Origin of the sequence: Sphingomonas sp. (genome assembly GCF_017745215.1) — a bacterium.
Classification (GTDB): Bacteria; Pseudomonadota; Alphaproteobacteria; order Sphingomonadales; family Sphingomonadaceae; genus Sphingomonas.
This window is the reverse complement of sequence record NZ_JAGHZV010000013.1, coordinates 100660-119061: the sequence shown is the minus strand read 5'-3', so window position 1 is coordinate 119061 and position 18402 is coordinate 100660. Positions and strand designations below refer to the sequence as shown.

The following is an 18402-nucleotide window of genomic DNA, read 5'->3' as shown; positions in this document are numbered from 1 at the left end:
CACGTCAGCCGTCGGTCGGCAACCCGTAGAGCCGCCGCAGCTCGGCGAGGTCTTCCTGCGTGTCGACGTCGGCGAGCTCCGCCGGACGGGTGATGACATGCCGTCCGCGCCGGATCAACGCACGGCCGCCCTGGTCGCCGTCGAGCGACTGGAGCTCGGCGAAGTGGCCGCGGCCGAACAGCGCGGGCGGCTTGGGCTGCACGCCGTCGCTCGACGCGACGATCGTGTCGTCGCCGTGCGAGGCGTCGAACAGCCGGTAGACGTGCGTCGCGGTGACGCGCGGCATGTCGGCGAGCGCGACAAGCACCGCGCGCACCCCCGCCTTCTCCGCCGCCTCGACTCCGAAGCAGAGCGAACGCGCCTGGCCCAGCGTGGGGTCGGGGTTCTCGACGACCTCGTAGCCGAGCGCTGCGAAGTCGAGCTGCGTCTCGGACACCACCGCGATCCGCGCGGCGAAGGGCATATCCTCGAGCGCGGTCACGACATGATAGGCCAGCGGCTTGTCGAGGAAGCGCTCGGCGAGCTTGTCGCCGTCGTCGAACCGGCGCGAGCGGCCCGCGGCGAGCAGGACCAGCGCCGTCTCCTCAGGCGCGAGCATGGAAGGCCCTCACCATCGACGCGGCGACCGACAGCGCGATTTCGGAGGGGCCGATCGCGCCGAGGTCGAGCCCGGCGGGGCCCTCGATCCGCGCGAGATCGGCGGGCGCGACGCCCGCGGCCGCGAGCCGCTCGAGCCGCGCGGCATGGCTCCTGCGTGAGCCGAGCGCGGCGACATAGCCGGCGGGTGACGCGAGCGCGGCGATGAGGCCGGGGTCGTCGATCTTGGGATCGTGGCTCAGCGTCACCACCGCGGTCACCGGATCGGGGCGGAGCGCCGCCACCGCCTCGTCGGGCCAGCGGTCGTCGAGCGCCACGCCCGGGAAGCGCTCGGGCGTGAGGAAACGGGCGCGCGGGTCGATCACGATGGTCTTCACCCCCAAGGTGTGCGCAAGCGCGGCAAGCGCCTGCGCGATCTGGACGGCGCCGACGATGAGCAGCCGGCGTGGAGGCTCATAACGATTGACGAACGTTCCGGCTCCGCCGCTTCGGCCGGTGTCGAGATTTGTCGCGATTTCAATCGCCTGACCCTCGCGACGCGCCGCTTCGACCGCATCGAACAGCGCAGGCGGGAAGCCGGCGTCGGACACCGGCTGGATCAGCACGTCGATCTGTCCGCCGCACGGCAGCCCGACCTCCCAGGCCGCGGCATCGGCGACGCCATAGGCCCTGAGCACCGCAGGCGCGCCGGCGATCACCTCCGCCGCGACGGCAAGCACGTCGCCTTCGACGCAGCCGCCCGACACCGAGCCTTCGAACCGCCCATCCGCATGGACGAGCATATGGCTGCCGCGCGGCCGCGGCGCCGAGCCCCAGGTCGAGACGACGGTCGCCAGCGCCATCCGCGCGCCGGCCCAGTCGCGCGCGGCGGCGAAGACGCTCTCGTTGTCCGTCATGCCTCGGCTCCGTCACATCTCGCGTCTAGCTGCTAGCGAAAGGAGATCGTGATGGCGAGATCGCTGCTTTCGTGTCTGTTGCTGCTGGCGCTGGGCGCCGCCCCGGTGCAGAGCGCGCCGATGAGCGGACATTCTGAGCCTGGGGCCGACCCTAAGGCCGAGCCGAAGGTCATCGTCATCGCGCACCGCGGCGCGAGCGGGCTGCGCCCCGAGCACACCCTGCTCTCCTACGAGCTGGCGATCGAGCAGGGCGCCGACTTCATCGAGCCCGACCTCGTCCCCACCAAGGACGGCGTGCTGGTGGCGCGGCACGAGAACAACATCACCGAGACCACCGACGTCGCGTCGCACCCCGAGTTCGCGAGCCGCCGCACGACCAAGACGATCGACGGCGAGACGATGACCGGCTGGTTCACCGAGGACTTCACGCTGGCCGAGCTCAAGACCTTGCGTGCCAAGGAGCGGCTGCCGCAGCTGCGTCCGGGCAACACCGCCTATGACGGCCAGGCCGAGATTCCGACGCTCGACGAAGTGATCGCGCTCGCCAAGCGCCGCTCGAAGGCGCTCGGCCGCACGATCGGCATCTATCCCGAGACCAAGCACCCCAGCTATTTCGCCTCGATCGGCCTGCCGCTCGAGCAGCGCCTCGTCGACACGCTCAAGGCAGCGGGCTGGGACCGCGCCGATGCGCCGGTGTTCATCCAGTCGTTCGAGGTCGACAACCTCAAGAAGCTGAAGACGATGACGCACATCCGCCTCATCCAGCTGATGAGCAAGGACGGCGGCCCGGCGGACCACGCCCAGCCGAGCTACGCGGCGATGGCGACGCCCGAGGGGCTGAAGCAGGTCGCGACCTATGCCTATGGGATCGGCCCCGAGCTGACGATGATCGCGCCGTGGACCGGCGATCCGACCGACCTGATCGTCGACGCGCACGCCGCGGGGCTCAGGCTCCATCCCTGGACCTTCCGCGCCGAGAATTTCTTCCTGATGCCGCGCTATCGCACCGGCGCCGATCCCAAGGCGCATGGTGAGCTCGAGGCCGAGATCCGCTATTTCATCGGACTTGGCGTCGACGGCTTCTTCACCGACTATCCTGCAATCGGAGTCGCGGCGCGGGAGACCAACTCGGCGCCCGTGCGTTGAAGGCTGTGCCATGCGTCGTGCCCCGTCCCTGCTCCTCCTCGCGCTGCCGCTCTTGAGCGGCGGCTGCGTCGCCAGGGCGGCGTGGGACGTCGCGACGCTGCCGGTGAAGGCGGGCGCCAAGGCGGTCGACCTCGCGACGACGAGCCAGGAAGAGGCCGACCGCAACTACGGCCGCAGGATGCGCCACGCCGAGGAACGCGAGGCCCGCGAGCGCGCCGCGCACGACAAGGCATGCCGCAAGCGCCCGGAGGACTGCGGGCCGTACACGGGCTTCCGCGCGCATCCCGATCGCCTGGACGAATAGCGCGCGGACGCCTTCAAACCGGACGGGTCAGCCGCTAGATCGCTAGGATGCAACGCTATCCGTCCCAGCTCGTCGCCGTCGCCGTCTGCCTTGCCGCGCTCGCCGGGTTCGTCGACGCACTCGCCTATACCGCGCTCGGCGGCTTCTTCGCCTCGTTCATGAGCGGCAATTCGACGCGGATCGGCGTGGGGCTCGCAAGCGGCCGGCTCGGCGATGCGATGACTGGCGCGGCGCTGGTGCTGAGCTTCGTGAGCGGGGTGATCCTCTCCGCGGTGATCGCCCGCGCCCGCCCGCACGCGCACAAGCCCGCGGTGATGGCGGCGGTGACCGTTCTGCTCGCGCTTGCGGCGCTGGTCGCGGCGATCGCGCCGGGGCCGGGCGCGCCACTGCTGCTCGCCGCGGCGATGGGCTGCGAGAACGGCGTGTTCAACCGCGACGGCGAAGTCTCGATCGGGCTCACCTACATGACCGGCACGCTGGTGCGCATGGGCCAAAGGCTCGCCGCCGCGCTGATGGGCGACGGCGATCGCTGGGGCTGGGTGCGCTACCTGGCGCTGTGGCTGGGCTTCGTCGCGGGCGTGGTGCTCGGCGCCGGGGCGCAGCTCTCGGTCGGCTGGAACGCCTTGTGGTTCGCCGCCGCCGCTTCGGCTGCGCTCACGCTGCTGATCGCGCGCGTCGCCCGCCACAGCGGGCCGTGGACCGCCTACCAGCCGTAAGCCTTGCGGATCGCCGCGGCTTCCTCGGGCGCGACATGGTCGAGGAGCACCCGCGTGGTGAAGCCGCCCTGCATCACCGGGCCCTTGAAATAGCCCCAGTCGACGATCTGGCCGTCGGCGAGCGTGAGCTCCTGGCCCAGCTGGAAGCGCGTGTCGGCGGGTTCGTTGATCAGCTGGACGCGCGCGCCGCGCGGGGTGCGCTCGAGCACCTTCGCCCAGATGAACTCGGCCCTGTCGGACTCGGGCAGCAGGTCGAACTTGACGACGAAATCGCTCTCGTCCTTCGCGGGCGAACCGTAGTGCGCGAAGAACTCGCCGACCGTCGCGCGGCCATGGGCGATCGCGTCGTTCATCGCCTTGTCCTGCGCGGAGACGTTGACCACGCGGTCCTCGACCTGGGCGTGCGCCGCGCCCGGCGCCATCGCCGCGGCCAGGGCGAGTGCCGCTGCTGCCAACCAATTCCGCATGATTCCATCCCCCTTGCCGAGCGCCCATGATGCACGAAAGCGCACCCCGGCGGTAGCCGGGATGCGCTTTCGAAAGTGCCTCCGGGGCAGGATCAGACGTGGATCGGCTTGCCCGTCACCGCCATCGCCGCTTCCTTGATCGCTTCCGAATGCGTGGGATGCGCGTGGCAGGTATAGGCGATGTCCTCGCTCGTCGCGCCGAACTCCATCGCCTGCGCGGCCTGGGCGATCATCGTGCCCGCAACGCTGGCAATGATCCACACGCCGAGCACCCGGTCCGACTTGGCGTCGGCGATCACCTTCACGAAGCCGTCGGGCTCGTGGTTGGTCTTGGCGCGGCTGTTGCCGAGCATCGGGAACTTGCCGACCTTGACCTCGCCGCGTTCCTTCGCCTGTTCCTCGGTGAGGCCCACGCCGGCGATCTCGGGCCAAGTGTAGACCACGCTGGGGATCACGTCGTGGTTCACGATGCCGGTAAGGCCGGCGATGTTCTCGGCCACGGCGATGCCTTCGTCCTCGGCCTTGTGCGCGAGCATCGGGCCGGGAATGACGTCGCCGATCGCCCAGATGCCGGGGACGGCGGTCTGGAAGCGATGGTCGGTCTCGATCTGGCCGCGCGGGTTGGTCGAGAGCCCGGTCGCGGCGAGGTTCAGCCCATCGGTGTTGGGCCGGCGGCCGATCGAGACGAGCACGGTATCGGCCTCGATCGTCTCGGCGGCGCCGCCCGCGGCGGGCTCGAGCGTCAGCGTCGCCTTGCCGCCGTTCACGGTCACGCCGGTGACCTTGGTCGAGAGCCTGAACGCCATCCCCTGCTTCTTGAGGATCTTGTTGGCTTCCTTGCGGACGTCGCCGTCCATGCCCGGCAGGATCTGGTCGAGGAACTCGACGACGGTCACTTCGGCGCCGAGGCGGCGCCAGACGCTGCCGAGTTCGAGCCCGATCACGCCGCCGCCGATGACGACCATCTTGCCCGGCACCTTGGGCAGCTCGAGCGCGCCGGTCGAATCGACCACCACCTGCTGGTCGATCGTCACGCCGGGGAGCGGCGTCACCGACGAGCCGGTGGCGATGACGATGTTCTTCGCGGTGTAGGTCTCGTCGCCGACCTTGACGGTCTTGGCATCGACGAAGCTGCCGAGGCCCTTGAGCCAGGTGACCTTGTTCTTCTTGAACAGGAACTCGATGCCGCCGGTGAGGCCCTTCACCGCATCGATGCGCTGGGCGTGCATCGCGTCGAGATCGAGCTCGGGCGTTACCTTGACGCCGAGCTTGGCCATCGCGCCGCTCGCCGCCGCGTCATAATATTCGGAGGCGTGGAGCATCGCCTTGGAGGGGATGCAGCCGACGTTGAGGCACGTGCCGCCCAGCGTCGCGCGGCTCTCGACGCAGGCGGTCTTGAGCCCCAGCTGCGCCGCCCGGATCGCCGCGACATAGCCGCCGGGGCCCGAGCCGATCACGATGACGTCGAATTCTTCAGCCATTGCAGGTTCCACTTTGGACAGGGATGCCGGTTCCGGGGGCGTAGGCTCCGTTGGAGTCGCCCCCGGCCGTCTCACCCCAAAGATGGGGAAGCGCCGCCATAATGCCATCCCAGACCCCCCGGTCGGACCCCTGCACCGAATCGCAGGAGATAAGGGTAGCCCAAGACATAATTGCGGCGGTGCGCCTCAAAGGTCGATCAGCAGCCGGGTCGGGTCCTCGATCGCGTTCTTGAGCGCGACGAGGAAGGTCACCGCCTCGCGGCCGTCGATCAGGCGATGGTCGTAGCTCAGCGCGAGGTACATCATCGGGCGGACGACGATCTGGCCGTCGCGGACCACCGGGCGGTCCTCGATGCGGTGGAGGCCCAGCACCGCCGACTGCGGCGGGTTGATGATCGGCGTCGACATCAGCGAGCCGAACACGCCGCCGTTCGAGATGGTGAAGGTGCCGCCCTTCATCTCGTCCATCTTGAGCGTGCCGTCCTTGGCGCGCTTGCCGAAGTCGCCGATCGTGCGCTCGATCGCCGCGACCGACAGGTCCTGCGCATCGCGGATCACCGGCACCACCAGCCCCTGCGGCGCCGAGACCGCGACCGAGATGTCGGCATAGTCGTGGTAGACGATGTCGTCGCCGTCGATCGAGGCGTTGACCGCCGGGATGTCCTTCAGCGCCTGGCAGGCGGCCTTCACGAAGAAGCCCATGAAGCCCAGCCGCACGCCGTGCTTCTTCTCGAACAAATCCTTGTACTTGGCGCGCGCGGCCATGACCTCGGTCATGTCGACGTCGTTGAACGTCGTGAGCATCGCCGCGGTGTTCTGTGCCTCCTTGAGGCGCTTGGCGACGGTCTGGCGCAGGCGCGTCATGCGGACGCGCTCTTCCTTGCGCTCGCCGGCGACGCGCGGCGCGGCTGGAACCGCAGCGGCAGGCGCGGCCGGAGCGGGCGCGGCGGGGGCCTTGACCTGCGCGGCGGCGACGACGTCGTCCTTGGTCAGGCGGCCGTCCTTGCCGGTGCCCTGCACGGTCGAGGGATCGACGTGATGCTCGAGGATCGCGCGGCGCACCGACGGCGAGAGCGCGGCGGCGTCGACGTCGCTCGCGGGCGCAGCCGCAGGGGCCGGCACGGGCGCGGCGGCCGGAGCAGGCGCTGCAACGGCGGGCGCGGGCGCGGCAGCCGCGGCGCCGCCTTCCTCGACGGTCGCGATCACCGCGCCGACGAGCACGGTGTCGCCCACTGCGACGAGCTGCTGGCCCATCACGCCCGCGATCGGGCTGGGCACTTCGACCGACACCTTGTCGGTCTCGAGGCTGGCGATGGGCTCGTCGGCCTTCACCGGCTCGCCGGGCTTCTTGAGCCATTCGCCGACGGTCGCCTCGGTGATCGATTCGCCCAGCACGGGGACTTTGACTTCTGCCATTTTTCTCTTCCTGCCGTTCGGGTCGGATTACTTCCGGGTACGCCGGATTTCGTCGCGGACGCTGTGGCCGAGCGCGTCGGCGACGAGCGCGGCCTGCTCCATGTTGTGGCGCTTCATCAGGCCGGTCGCCGGCGAGGCGGCCGCGGCACGGCCGGCGTAGCGCGCACGCTGCGGCTTCGACCCCGCAGCCTTGAGCGCTTCCTCGATCAGCGGCTCGACGAAGAACCAATAGCCGTTGTTCTTGGGCTCTTCCTGAGCCCACACAATTGTCTCAAGGTTTGGCATCCGCTTGATCCGCTCGGCCAGCGGCTCGCCCGGGAAGGGATAGAGCTGCTCGATGCGGACGATCGAGGTGTTCCCGTCCCCGGCCGCGTCGCGCGCTTCGATCAGGTCGTAGGCGACCTTGCCGGTGCAGAGCACCAGCCGCTTCACGTCCTGGTCCGCCGGCGCATTGGTGTCCGAGAGGATGCGCTTGAAGTGGCTGGTGCCGAGGAAGTCCGCCGTCTTCGAGACCGCCAGCTTGTGCCGCAGCAGCGACTTGGGCGTCATGATCACCAGCGGCTTGCGGAAATTCCGGTGCATCTGGCGGCGCAGCAGGTGGAACAGGTTCGCCGGGGTGGTGACGTTCGCCACCTGCATATTGTCCTGCGCGCAGAGCTGGAGGAAGCGCTCGGGGCGCGCCGAGCTGTGCTCGGGGCCCTGGCCCTCATAGCCGTGCGGCAGCATCAGCACGAGGCCGTTGGCGCGCAGCCACTTGGCCTCGCCCGCGGCGATGAACTGGTCGATCATGATCTGCGCGCCATTGGCGAAGTCGCCGAACTGCGCTTCCCAGATCACCAGCGTCTTGGGGTCCGCGAGCGCATAGCCATATTCGAAGCCGAGCACGCCATATTCGGAGAGCGGGCTGTCGAGCACTTCGAAGCGGCCGTGCGGCACGGTCGAGAGCGGCACATATTTGTGCTCGTCGGTCTGGTCGACCCACACCGCATGGCGCTGGCTGAAGGTGCCGCGGCCCGAATCCTGGCCCGAGAGGCGCACGCCATAGCCTTCGGAGAGCAAGGAGCCGAACGCCAGCGCTTCGCCGGTCGCCCAGTCGAAATTCTCGCCGCTCGCGAACATCGCCTTCTTGGCGTCGATCACGCGGCCGAGCGTCTTGTGGATCGTCAGGCCTTCGGGAACCGTGGTCAGCGTGCGGCCGAGCCCGTCGAACAGCTTGGGCTCGATCCCGGTTTCCATGTTGCGCCGCGCGCTCTCGGCGTCGGCGGGCGCGCCGAGCCCCGACCAGCGGCCGCCGAACCAGTCCGCCTTGTTGGGGAGGTAGGTGGCGCCGGCGGTGAACTCGCCTTCGAGCAGGTTGGTGAACTCGGTGACATGGCCGTCGACGAAGCCCTGGTCGATCACGCCCTGGCCGATCAGCTTGGTTGCATAGACTTCGCTCACCGGCGGATGCTGGCGGATCTTGGCGTACATCAGCGGCTGGGTGAAGCTGGGCTCGTCGCCTTCGTTATGGCCGAAGCGGCGATAGCACCACATGTCGATCACCACGTCGCGGCGGAACTTCTGGCGGAACTCGATCGCTACCTTGCAGGCGAAGGTCACCGCTTCGGGATCGTCGCCGTTGACGTGGAGGATCGGCGCCTGGACGCCCTTGGCGACGTCCGACGGATAGGGCGAGGAGCGCGCGAACTGCGGGCTCGTCGTGAAGCCGATCTGGTTGTTGATGACGAAGTGGATGCAGCCGCCGGTGTTGTAGCCGCGGATGCCCGAGAAGCCGAGGCATTCCCAGACGATGCCCTGGCCCGCGAACGCCGCGTCGCCGTGGATCAGCACGGGGAGCACCTGCTCGTGCTTCTCCAGGTCGCCGCGGAAGGTCTGCTGCGCGCGGACCTTGCCGAGCACCACCGGATCGGCGGCCTCGAGGTGCGAGGGATTGGCGACCAGCGACATGTGGACGCTGATTCCGTCGAACTCGCGGTCGGTCGAGGTGCCGAGGTGGTATTTCACGTCGCCCGAACCGCCGATGTCATCGGGGTTGGACGAGCCGCCGGCGAACTCGTGGAAGATCACGCGGAACGGCTTGGCGAGCACATTGGCGAGCATGTTGAGCCGCCCGCGGTGCGCCATTCCGTACACGATCTCGCGGACGCCCATCGCGCCGCCGTACTTGATGATCGCTTCCATCGCCGGGATCATCGCTTCGCCGCCGTCGAGGCCGAAGCGCTTGGTGCCGACGTATTTCTTGCCGCAGAATTTCTCCCACTGCTCGGCTTCGATCACCTTGGAGAGGATCGCCTTCTTGCCGTTGGGCGTGAAGTCGATTGCCTTGTCCTTGCCCTCCATCCGGTCCTGGAGGAAGCGCCGCTCCTCGACGTCCGAGATGTGCATGTACTCGAGGCCGACGTTGCCGCAGTAGTTGGCGCGCAGGATCGCGACGATCTCGTTCACCGTGGCATATTGCAGACCCAGCGTGCCGCCGAGGTAGATCGGGCGGTCGAGGTCGGCGGCGGTGAAGCCGTGGTATTCGGGCGAGAGGTCGGCGGGGACTTCCTGGCGGGCGAGGCCCAGCGGATCGAGGTTGGCGGCGAGGTGCCCGCGCACGCGATAGGTGCGGATCAGCAGCATCGCGCGGATCGAATCGCCCGCGGCCCTGGCGATGGCGTCGGTGGACGGGGCCGGCGCGGCGGCGGCGGCGGGGGCGGCCGCTGCCTTGGCGGGCTTGGCCGCGGGCTCCATCTGGGTCGGGTCGAGCGCCGCGGTCAGCGCGTCGGTCTCGGCCGGCGGCCAGTTGGGACGCGCCCAGCTCGGGCCGGTGGCGGTGTCCTCGAGGCCCTCGAACCAGCCGCGCCAGCCGGCTTCGACCGAGCCCGGGTCGCTGCGATACTTGCGGTACAGCGTCTCGACGAACGCGGGGCTCACGCCGCCGGCGAGCTGGTCGAAATCCAGGCCCTCATAGCCCATGGTCAGTTCCAATCCGATGTTAGCGCTCACATTCTTCGGCAATATAGGAGCGCGAACGTTACAATTTATCCCCCCGGCGAAACGATCAGCCCTTGAGCACCTCGACGAGCGTCTCGCCGAGCAGGCTGGGCGAGGGGCTGACGCGGATGCCCGCCGATTCCATCGCGGCGATCTTGTCCTCGGCGCCGCCCTGGCCGCCCGAGACGATCGCGCCGGCATGGCCCATGCGGCGGCCCGGAGGCGCAGTGCGGCCGGCGATGAAGCCGACCATCGGCTTCTTGCGGCCGCGCTTCGCCTCGTCCTTGAGGAACTGCGCGGCTTCTTCCTCGGCCGAGCCGCCGATCTCGCCGATCATGATGATCGACTGGGTCGCATCGTCGGCGAGGAACAGCTCGAGCACGTCGATGAAGTTGGTGCCGTTGACCGGATCGCCGCCGATGCCGACCGCCGTGGTCTGCCCGAGTCCGGCGTTGGTGGTCTGGAACACGGCCTCATAGGTGAGCGTGCCCGAGCGCGACACGACGCCGACGCTCCCCTGCGAGAAGATCGAGCCCGGCATGATGCCGATCTTGCACTCGTTGGGCGTCAGCACGCCGGGGCAGTTCGGGCCGATGAGGCGCGACTTGGAGCCCGAGAGCGCGCGCTTGACCTTGACCATGTCGAGCACGGGAATGCCTTCGGTGATCGTCACGATCAGCGGCACTTCGGCGTCGATCGCCTCGAGGATCGAGTCCGCGGCGAAGGGCGGCGGCACGTAGATCACGCTGGCGGTGGCGCCGGTCTTGCTCACCGCCTCGGCGACGGTGTCGAACACCGGCAGGCCGATGTGCTCGGTGCCGCCCTTGCCCGGCGTGACGCCGCCGACCATCTGGGTGCCGTAGGCCAGCGCCTGCTGGGTGTGGAAGGTGCCGGTCTCACCGGTCATGCCCTGGGTGATGACCTTGGTGTTCTTGTCGACGAGGATGCTCATGAGTCAGTTGGCCTTCTTCTTGGCGGCGCGAATGGAGATCTGGACCCGGTTGCCGGGCGTGTAGCGGCTGTCGGCCACGACGAACGCCGCGATGGTCCATGGGGACCCGTCGGCGCCGGTCACGGTCCAGCCGGGCTTGTAGTTTCGGTTGGGCTTGCCCTTCCTGACTGCCTCGGCCGCATTGGCCGGCGGGCCGAACGCCGCGGTCATCGCTTCGTCGACCGCCGGCCGATCGGGCAGCGAGGCGACGTAGAAGGCGGCATTGCACTGCTTCGGCTGGGGGACGGTGCCGCCCCCGGTCTGCGAGACGACCAGGCCCGATGCGCGCCAGACGCCCAGCGTCGCCGCGGGCGCCTTCTTGGCGGCCGGCACCTGGACCGGCACGGCCTCGAGCCCCGCGGCGCTTGCCGCGGAATCGATCGCCGCCAGCTCGGCACCGGTCTCGACGCAGAGCCGCTTGAACGTCGCCGCCATTTCGGCGGGTGCGCGATCCGCCGGCGCGGGCAGCGCATCGTCGACGCCTGCGAACTCGATCGTCATCATCCGGCCATAGTCGTCGACCCACAGCGCGCCGTGCTGGGCGAGCGCCGGCGTGGGCACGGCAGCGGCGAGCGCGGCGAACGCGAACGCCCTGGCAAAGCGACGATTCACGGCGCCACCGCCGTCACTTCGATCTTCACGCCGCTCGGATCGGTTGCCTTGCCCATCGGGCTGAGCTCGACGCGGCGCCCCTCGGCGGTCCACACCAGCTTGGTCGGGATCGTGCCGCTCGGCTTCGTGCCCAGCCGCGCGTTCAGCGCGTCGCGCAGCGCTTCCGCCCTCGCCATGCCGTTGGTCGGCGTGAGCACCACGCAGCTGATCTTGGGGTCCTTCGTCGCCGCGAGGAAGCTCATGTCGCCCTGGCGGCCGTACATCGCGGTGGACAGCGGCTTGCCGCTGCCGTCGCGTGCGTTGAGCGACTTCCAGCCCTGTGCCTCGATCTTCGCAAGGTCGACGCCGTCGGCGCGGAGCGCGGTCAGGCAATCGCCGACATAGCCGAGCGCCGTCGCCGTGTCCGGGACGCCGATCGCATCCTGCGGAGCAGCGAGCAGCAGCGCGAGCGACACGATCAGCATGCGACGCTCCGAGAGTCGGGGCCGAGCGACGACTCATCCCGGAATCGCGCGAGTCCGTCGCCCAACCGTCCCAACTGCCGTGCCATCGCCCAAGCCATGCCGTCCTCCGGCGCCGTCTCGCCTTACTTCAGGCTCTCGTCGATGCCCTTGCACGCGACGAGCAGTTCCTTGACCGCGTCGACCGAGGTCTGGAAGTTCGCCTTGGCGGTGTCGTTGAGCTCGATCTCGACGATCCGCTCGACGCCGTCCTTGCCGATGACGATCGGCACGCCGACGTAGAGGTCGTCGACGCCGTACTGGCCGGTCAGGTGCGCGGCGCAGGGAAGCAGGCGCTTCTTGTCCTTGAGGTAGCTCTCGGCCATCGCGATCGCCGACGTCGCCGGGGCGTAATAGGCCGAGCCGGTCTTGAGCAGGCCGACGATCTCGCCGCCGCCCGAGCGGGTGCGCGCGACGATCGCGTCGATGCGCTCCTGGGTCGACCAGCCCATCTTGATCAGGTCGGGCACCGGGATGCCCGCGACGGTCGAATATTCGATCACCGGAACCATCGTGTCGCCGTGGCCGCCGAGCACGAAGGCCGTGACGTCCTCGACCGAGACGTTGAACTCCTCGGCGAGGAAGTGGCGGAAGCGCGCCGAGTCCAGCACGCCGGCCATGCCGACGACCTTCTGGTGCGGAAGGCCCGAGAATTCGCGCAGCGCCCAGACCATCGCGTCCAGCGGGTTGGTGATGCAGATCACGAAGGCGTCGGGCGCGTGCGCGGCGATGCCTTCGCCGACCGACTTCATCACCTTCAGGTTGATGCCCAGCAGGTCGTCGCGGCTCATGCCCGGCTTGCGCGGCACGCCCGCGGTGACGATCACCACGTCGGCGCCAGCGATGTCGGCATAGTCGGTCGCGCCCTTGAGGCTGGCGTCGAAGCCTTCGACCGGGCCGGACTGCGCGAGGTCGAGCGCCTTGCCCTGCGGGATGCCCTCGGCAATGTCGAACAGGACGATGTCGCCCAGTTCCTTCATCGCGGCGAGGTGCGCGAGCGTGCCGCCGATCATGCCGGAGCCGATCAGCGCGATCTTCTTGCGGGCCATGGATACTCCTCGGTTCGTCTGAGGCTGGGGCGCTATGATCCGCGCCCGGAAAAGCGTGCGCGGCTTAGGCCCATTATAGGCGAGGGGCAACCGGGAAAACGCAGCGTAAGGGATTATCTTTGCGAGTAATTCGCAATTGCATTAAGTCTTCGCCGGCGGGGTTTCGCCCGCCTCGACATAGCGCCGTTCGCCGGTCGCGCCATTATACCATACGGTGACCATCCGACCGCTCTCGGTGTCGACGAAGCGCTCGCCGGTCTCGCTCCAGGCGCCGCCGCCGCGGCCCGACGCGCTGCCGCGATAGTAGAAGCGCTCGAGCCAGATCCCCGCCGTGAACAGCGCGGCCATGCAGACCATCGGCCAGGCGGCGGGATCCTCCGCCGCCCAGACCACCGTGCCCGCGAGCCAGAGGATCGAGAGCGCCGCGACGACGTTGCGGAGCATCAGCGCGGCTCGGGGTCGAGCACCACGGCGGTGCCATAGGCGACGACTTCGTTCATCGCCTGGGCGATCTCGCCCGAATCGAAGCGCATCATCACGATCGCATTGGCGCCCATCGCATGCGCGTTCTCGATCATCCGGTCGATCGCGTGGCGGCGCGCGTCCTCGACGAGGCGGGTATATTCGGGGATCTCGCCGCCGACGATCGAGCGCAGCGAGGCGGTGATGTTGCCGCCGATCCCGCGGCTGCGGACGACGACGCCGAACACCTGGCCGAGCGTGCGGACGACGCTGTGGCCGGGGACGTTCTCGGTGGTGGTGACGATCATCGCGGCTTCCCTCCCTCGCGCCGCACACCCCTTGCGCGGCGTCGGGTGGGGGATAGCACAGGGTTGGCCGAGGCCGAAACAGAAGGGCTGCCGCTCTCCAACAATCGTCATCCCGGCGAAAGCCGGGACCCAGGGCAGCAAGCCGTATCGCCCGTGACCCTGGGTCCCGGCTTTCGCCGGGATGACGGTGTAGTGGAGGGCGACCGGCCTACTTCGCCCCCTCCCGCGCCTGATACGCCTCCGCCAGCACGAAGAACGCCGCCTTGCGCTGGCCCGTCTCGGAGATCAGCCCCTTGCGGTTCCAGCCCTGCTGCCACACCGGATGCTGGCGGCGCGGCGAGCGGAAGTCCTTGAGCAGCCAGGGGCTCATGCCGCGCAGGTTCGGTACCTTCGCCGCCATCGCCAGCGTCGCGCGATAATAGGCCGCCTGATATTCCTCGCTGAACTTGTGCGGCGTGGCGCCCAGGTCGTGGTTCCCCGCCAGCGCCTCGGCGCCGAACTCGGAGAAGACCAGCGGCTTGGTCACCCCCGGCGGCGACCGCCATTCGATATTGGGCACGTCGGCGAGCGCATCGGGCGTGTACCAGCCGTTGTAGCTGTTGACCGCCATCACATCGAGGTCGGCGGCGAGCGGATCGGCGATCGTCTGGACCATCCCCTTGCGGTCCGCGAGCAGCGCTGCGGTCACCAGCCGGCTGTCGTCGAGGCGGCGGACGTCGCCGATCAGCGTGCGCAGGAAGGCGTTGCGGGCATCGCTCACCGGCGTCTCGTTGGCGACGCTCCACAGGATGATCGAGGCGCGGTTGCGGTCGCGCTGGATCTCCTCGCGCACCATGTTGCGCGCGTCGGCGAGCGTCCTGGGATTCTCCCAGTTGACCAGCCAATAGACCGGCACCTCGCTCCACACGAGCAGCCCGAGCTCGTCGGCCATCCGCGTCATCGTCTCGGGATGCGGATAATGCGCGAGGCGCACGAAATTGCCGTGGAGCCCGACCTTCACTTCGCTCAGCAGCGCGCGCGCCGCGGCGGGGCTGATGTCGCGCACCGGGTTCGCGCCGAGCTCCTCGCCGTGCACCGAAATGCCGCGCAGGAAGATCGGCTTGCCGTTCAGGAGGATGTCGGCGCCGCGCACTTCGACCGTGCGGAAGCCGATGCGGTCGCGCAGCAAATCCTCGCCGGCGGCGATCTCGACGTCGTAGAGCTTCGGCGTCTCGGGCGACCAGCGTTGCAGCCCCTTGGGCGCCGCGACGGTGCCCGTCCAATTGCCATCGGCATCGGCCTTGCCCGTCAGCGCGAAACCCAGCGCGGGGATGCGCACCGTCACCGGCTGTTCGCGCGCCGGTCCGTCGAGGTGGACGGTCGCGGCGATCCGGCCGTCGCGGGTGAGGCGTACCCAGGCGTCGTCGACATAGGTCTCGGGCACGCCGATCAGCGTCACCGATCGCGTGATGCCGCCGTAATTCTCCCAGTCGGTCACCGGCGGCGGCACGTCGTCGGGGGTGCGCGTCGAATCGACGCCGACGGTGATCTGGTTGTCGCCGCCGCGCAGCACGTCGGTGACTTCGAAGGCGAAGGGCGTGAAGCCGCCGCGATGCTCGCCGAGCTTCTTGCCGTTCATCCACACGCTCGCGGCATAGTCCGCCGCACCGAAGCGCAGGAAGAAGCGCTTGGCGGTCGAGCGCCAGCGCGCGGGCAGGGTGATGCTGCGCTGGTACCAGACGAGGCCGTTGTAATAGCGCATCTCCGGCGCATGGCCGATCCAGCTGCCCGGCAGGTGCGCGACGGGCGAGCGCTGGAGGTCGAACTCGAACAGCGCGGTCGGGTCCTTGGCCTCGGTGTCGGCGACGTCGATGTCGGCATAGCGCCGCGTGCTCGGCCCCGGCGGGCCGCCATGGAAGCCGGCCATGCCGTCGCGGAAGGGGTCGACCGACCAGTGCCAGGCGCCGTCGAGGCTGAGCGAGGGCCGCATGTCCGCCGCGGCAAGCACTTGCGCCGCCGCCGGCTGGGCGAGGAGCGCGGCCAGCATCAGTCCAATCCTCGAAATCAGCCGCCGCATCGCGCTCTCCCTGCCTCGCGCGGTGTTCGGACACCGCTGTCGGGAGAGTCTATAGACCGTCAATCGGCGGTGCCGCCATGCCCCTGCGCGAGATAATCCTTCGACTGCATCTCGTGCAATCGCGACGCGGTGCGCTCGAACTCGAAGGCGCCGTCGCCGGAAAGGTAGAGGTCGTCGGGCAGCGCATCGGCCGAGGCGAGCAGCTTGACCTTGTTCTCGTAGAGCGCGTCGATCAGCGTGACGAAGCGCGCCGCTTCGTTGCGGTTCTCGGGGCCGAGGCGGGGGATGCCGACGATGATCACGGTGTGGAAGCGCCGCGCGATCGCGAGATAATCGGCGGCGCCGCGCGCCTCGCCGCACAGCCGCTTGAACGAGAAGACCGCCACGCCCTTCAGGCATTTGGGCACGTGCATCTCGCGCCCGCCATGGACGGGGATGTCGCAGGCCGGAACCTTGGCGCGATCCTCGACCGGATAGTCGGTCAGGCGGAAGAAGGCCTTCGACAATTCCGCGGTCGCCTCGGCGCCGTTGGGAACGAGCCAGGTGTCCATGCTGCCCAGGCGATCGAGCCGATAGTCGGTCGGGCCGTTGAGCGCATGGATTTCCATCCGCTCCTCGATCAGGAAGATGAAGGGCAGGAACAGCGAGCGGTTGATCCCGTCCTTGTAGAGGTCGCGCGGCGGGCGGTTGGAGGTGGCGACCATCGCCACGCCCTGGCTCATCATCTCGGTGAACAGCCGCGAGAGGATCATCGCGTCGGCGGGGTTGTTGACCACCAGCTCGTCGAAGGCGAGCAGGCGCAGGTCGCCGGCCATCTCGCGCGCCACGACGATGACCGGATCGGCGATGTCGCGCTTGCGCAGCGCCTCGAGCCGGTCGTGCACCTCGAGCATGAACTCGTGGAAATGGACGCGGCGCTTGCGCTTGATCTTCAGCGTCTCGAAGAACAGGTCCATCAGCATCGACTTGCCGCGGCCGACGCCGCCCCACATGTAGATGCCGCGCGGCGCCTGTGGCTTCTTGCCGGAGAGCCGCCACAGCACGCTGCCGACGCGCGGGCCCGCCTCGAGATCGTGCGAGAGCCGCTCGAGCCGGCGCGCGACATCGGCCTGCGCGCCGTCGGGACGGAGCTCGCCGGCGGCGACGAGTTGCTGGTAGCGTTCGAGGACCCGGGTCATGCCGAAGCCTTTCGCACGGTCCCGGTGAAGCTCGCTATTATGGTCTCATCCTGAGTCACCAGCCCGCGCATGAACAGCAGCCGGCCGGTCTCGCGCAGCAGCTCGACCCTGGCCTCGAGCGGCGTGCCGGGCTCGGCGCCGGTGATGAACTGCGCGGAAAGGTCGAGCGTCGAGGCACCGCCCGCGGTCAGCACGTCGAACCCGCGCGCCGCGCCGAACAGCGCGCAGTCCATGAAGCCGAGCAGCGCGCCGCCATGGACGTGGTTGCGCAAATTGGTGTGGCGCTCCTCGGGCACCATCCGCACGCGCGCGACGCCGCCCTCGACGCGCACATGCATCGCGCCGAGGAAGGCATTGAACTTCGCGGGGTCCGGCAGCTCCCAGCGTTTCCAGCCGGGGAAGGCGGGATCGTCCTCGAAGATGAAGGGCAGCGAGTCGCTCACGCCGGGGTCAGACGGTGCGCTCGGCTTCCATCTTCTTGATCTCGGCGATCGCCTTGGCGGGGTTCAGGCCCTTGGGGCAGGCGTTCGCGCAGTTCATGATCGTGTGGCAGCGATAGAGGCGGAACGGATCCTCGAGATTGTCGAGCCGCTCGCCGGTCATCTCGTCGCGGCTGTCGGCAAGCCAGCGATAGGCCTGGAGCAGGATCGCGGGTCCCAGGAAGCGGTCCGAATTCCACCAATAGCTCGGGCACGAGGTCGAGCAGCAGGCGCAGAGGATGCACTCGTAGAGCCCGTCGAGCTTCTCGCGCTCCTTCGGGCTCTGCAGCCGCTCCTTGCCCGCCGGCGTGGTCGACACGGTCTGGAGCCAGGGCTTGATCGAAGCATATTGCGCATAGAAGTGCGTGAAATCGGGGACGAGGTCCTTGATCACTTCCATGTGCGGCAGCGGCGTGATGCGGATCTCGCCCTTCACATCCTCGATCGCGGTGGTGCAGGCGAGGCCGTTCTTGCCGTCGATGTTCATCGAGCAGGACCCGCAGATCCCTTCGCGGCACGAGCGGCGGAAGGTGAGCGTGGGATCGATCTCGGACTTGATCTTGATCAGCGCGTCGAGGACCATCGGGCCGCAATGGTCGAGGTCGACCTCATAGCTGTCGTAGCGCGGGTTGGCGCCGCTGTCGGGGTCGTAGCGGTAGATCTTGAACTTGCGGATGCGCGTCGCGCCGGGCGCCTTGTGCTCCTTTCCCTTGGTGACGCGGCTGTTCTTGGGAAGGAGGAATTCTGCCATCGTGCGATCCTTTGTTC

19 protein-coding genes are annotated in these 18402 nt (G+C 68.8%); 3 read left to right on the top strand and 16 right to left on the bottom strand.

The features are described from left to right. Positions 1 to 4 precede the first annotated feature (4 nt). The gene (locus J7495_RS14110) at positions 5 to 598 is read right to left on the bottom strand and encodes a nucleotidyltransferase family protein (protein WP_294057266.1); all 594 of its coding nucleotides are present in this window, start codon (positions 596 to 598) and stop codon (positions 5 to 7) included. Beyond that, complete coding sequence (locus J7495_RS14105) at positions 585 to 1493, bottom strand: XdhC family protein (protein ID WP_294057264.1); 909 nt, start codon at positions 1491 to 1493, stop codon at positions 585 to 587. The genes J7495_RS14110 and J7495_RS14105 overlap by 14 nt, the downstream gene beginning before the upstream one ends. A gap of 120 nt (positions 1494 to 1613) precedes the next feature. Between J7495_RS14105 and J7495_RS14100 the strand changes: the two genes are divergently transcribed. Genes J7495_RS14100 through J7495_RS14090 form a run of 3 tightly spaced genes read left to right on the top strand, consistent with a single transcriptional unit; the run spans position 1614 to position 3659 of the window. Beyond that, positions 1614 to 2639: a glycerophosphodiester phosphodiesterase gene (locus J7495_RS14100; RefSeq protein WP_294057309.1), complete on the top strand. Its 1026-nt coding sequence runs from the start codon at positions 1614 to 1616 to the stop codon at positions 2637 to 2639. A gap of 10 nt (positions 2640 to 2649) precedes the next feature. After that, complete coding sequence (locus J7495_RS14095; RefSeq protein ID WP_294057263.1) at positions 2650 to 2943, top strand: hypothetical protein; 294 nt, start codon at positions 2650 to 2652, stop codon at positions 2941 to 2943. 47 nt (positions 2944 to 2990) lie between these two features. Next, positions 2991 to 3659: a YoaK family protein gene (locus J7495_RS14090; RefSeq protein ID WP_294057262.1), complete on the top strand. Its 669-nt coding sequence runs from the start codon at positions 2991 to 2993 to the stop codon at positions 3657 to 3659. Here J7495_RS14090 and J7495_RS14085 read toward each other — a convergent pair. The 14 genes from J7495_RS14085 to J7495_RS14020 all read right to left on the bottom strand — a co-directional run bounded on the left by J7495_RS14085 (position 3647) and on the right by J7495_RS14020 (position 18385). Then, positions 3647 to 4126, bottom strand: a complete 480-nt coding sequence (locus J7495_RS14085; RefSeq protein WP_294057260.1) for a DUF2314 domain-containing protein — start codon at positions 4124 to 4126, stop codon at positions 3647 to 3649. The two genes, J7495_RS14090 and J7495_RS14085, sit on opposite strands and share 13 nt — an antisense overlap. A 92-nt stretch (positions 4127 to 4218) precedes the next feature. Then, a complete protein-coding gene (gene lpdA / locus J7495_RS14080; protein WP_294057258.1) occupies positions 4219 to 5607 on the bottom strand; it encodes a dihydrolipoyl dehydrogenase in 1389 nt (462 codons plus the stop codon). Between the two features lie 186 nt (positions 5608 to 5793). Beyond that, positions 5794 to 7023 (bottom strand): 2-oxoglutarate dehydrogenase complex dihydrolipoyllysine-residue succinyltransferase, encoded by a 1230-nt coding sequence (odhB, locus tag J7495_RS14075; protein WP_294057257.1) that lies wholly within the window; start codon positions 7021 to 7023, stop codon positions 5794 to 5796. Between the two features lie 27 nt (positions 7024 to 7050). Beyond that, positions 7051 to 9981: a 2-oxoglutarate dehydrogenase E1 component gene (locus J7495_RS14070; RefSeq protein WP_294057256.1), complete on the bottom strand. Its 2931-nt coding sequence runs from the start codon at positions 9979 to 9981 to the stop codon at positions 7051 to 7053. Between the two features lie 85 nt (positions 9982 to 10066). Continuing rightward, positions 10067 to 10951, bottom strand: coding sequence for a succinate--CoA ligase subunit alpha (gene sucD, locus J7495_RS14065; protein ID WP_294057254.1), 885 nt, complete (start codon positions 10949 to 10951; stop codon positions 10067 to 10069). A 3-nt stretch (positions 10952 to 10954) separates the two neighbouring features. Further along, a complete protein-coding gene (locus J7495_RS14060) occupies positions 10955 to 11602 on the bottom strand; it encodes a hypothetical protein (protein WP_294057253.1) in 648 nt (215 codons plus the stop codon). After that, positions 11599 to 12066: a hypothetical protein gene (locus tag J7495_RS14055; protein ID WP_294057251.1), complete on the bottom strand. Its 468-nt coding sequence runs from the start codon at positions 12064 to 12066 to the stop codon at positions 11599 to 11601. Before J7495_RS14055 ends, J7495_RS14060 begins: the two co-directional genes overlap by 4 nt. A 122-nt stretch (positions 12067 to 12188) precedes the next feature. Further along, positions 12189 to 13151, bottom strand: coding sequence for a malate dehydrogenase (mdh, locus tag J7495_RS14050; RefSeq protein WP_294057250.1), 963 nt, complete (start codon positions 13149 to 13151; stop codon positions 12189 to 12191). A gap of 141 nt (positions 13152 to 13292) precedes the next feature. Next, positions 13293 to 13595, bottom strand: a complete 303-nt coding sequence (locus tag J7495_RS14045) for a hypothetical protein (RefSeq protein WP_294057249.1) — start codon at positions 13593 to 13595, stop codon at positions 13293 to 13295. Next, positions 13595 to 13921, bottom strand: a complete 327-nt coding sequence (locus J7495_RS14040; protein ID WP_294057248.1) for a YbjQ family protein — start codon at positions 13919 to 13921, stop codon at positions 13595 to 13597. Before J7495_RS14040 ends, J7495_RS14045 begins: the two co-directional genes overlap by 1 nt. 208 nt (positions 13922 to 14129) lie before the next feature. Then, a complete protein-coding gene (locus tag J7495_RS14035) occupies positions 14130 to 15947 on the bottom strand; it encodes a glycoside hydrolase family 2 TIM barrel-domain containing protein (RefSeq protein WP_294057247.1) in 1818 nt (605 codons plus the stop codon). Between the two features lie 89 nt (positions 15948 to 16036). Further along, a complete protein-coding gene (zapE, locus tag J7495_RS14030) occupies positions 16037 to 17155 on the bottom strand; it encodes a cell division protein ZapE (protein ID WP_294057246.1) in 1119 nt (372 codons plus the stop codon). Next, positions 17152 to 17598: a PaaI family thioesterase gene (locus tag J7495_RS14025; RefSeq protein ID WP_294057245.1), complete on the bottom strand. Its 447-nt coding sequence runs from the start codon at positions 17596 to 17598 to the stop codon at positions 17152 to 17154. Before J7495_RS14025 ends, zapE begins: the two co-directional genes overlap by 4 nt. Positions 17599 to 17605: 7 nt before the next feature. Then, positions 17606 to 18385 (bottom strand): succinate dehydrogenase iron-sulfur subunit, encoded by a 780-nt coding sequence (locus J7495_RS14020; protein ID WP_294057243.1) that lies wholly within the window; start codon positions 18383 to 18385, stop codon positions 17606 to 17608. Between the last annotated feature and the right edge of the window lie 17 nt (positions 18386 to 18402).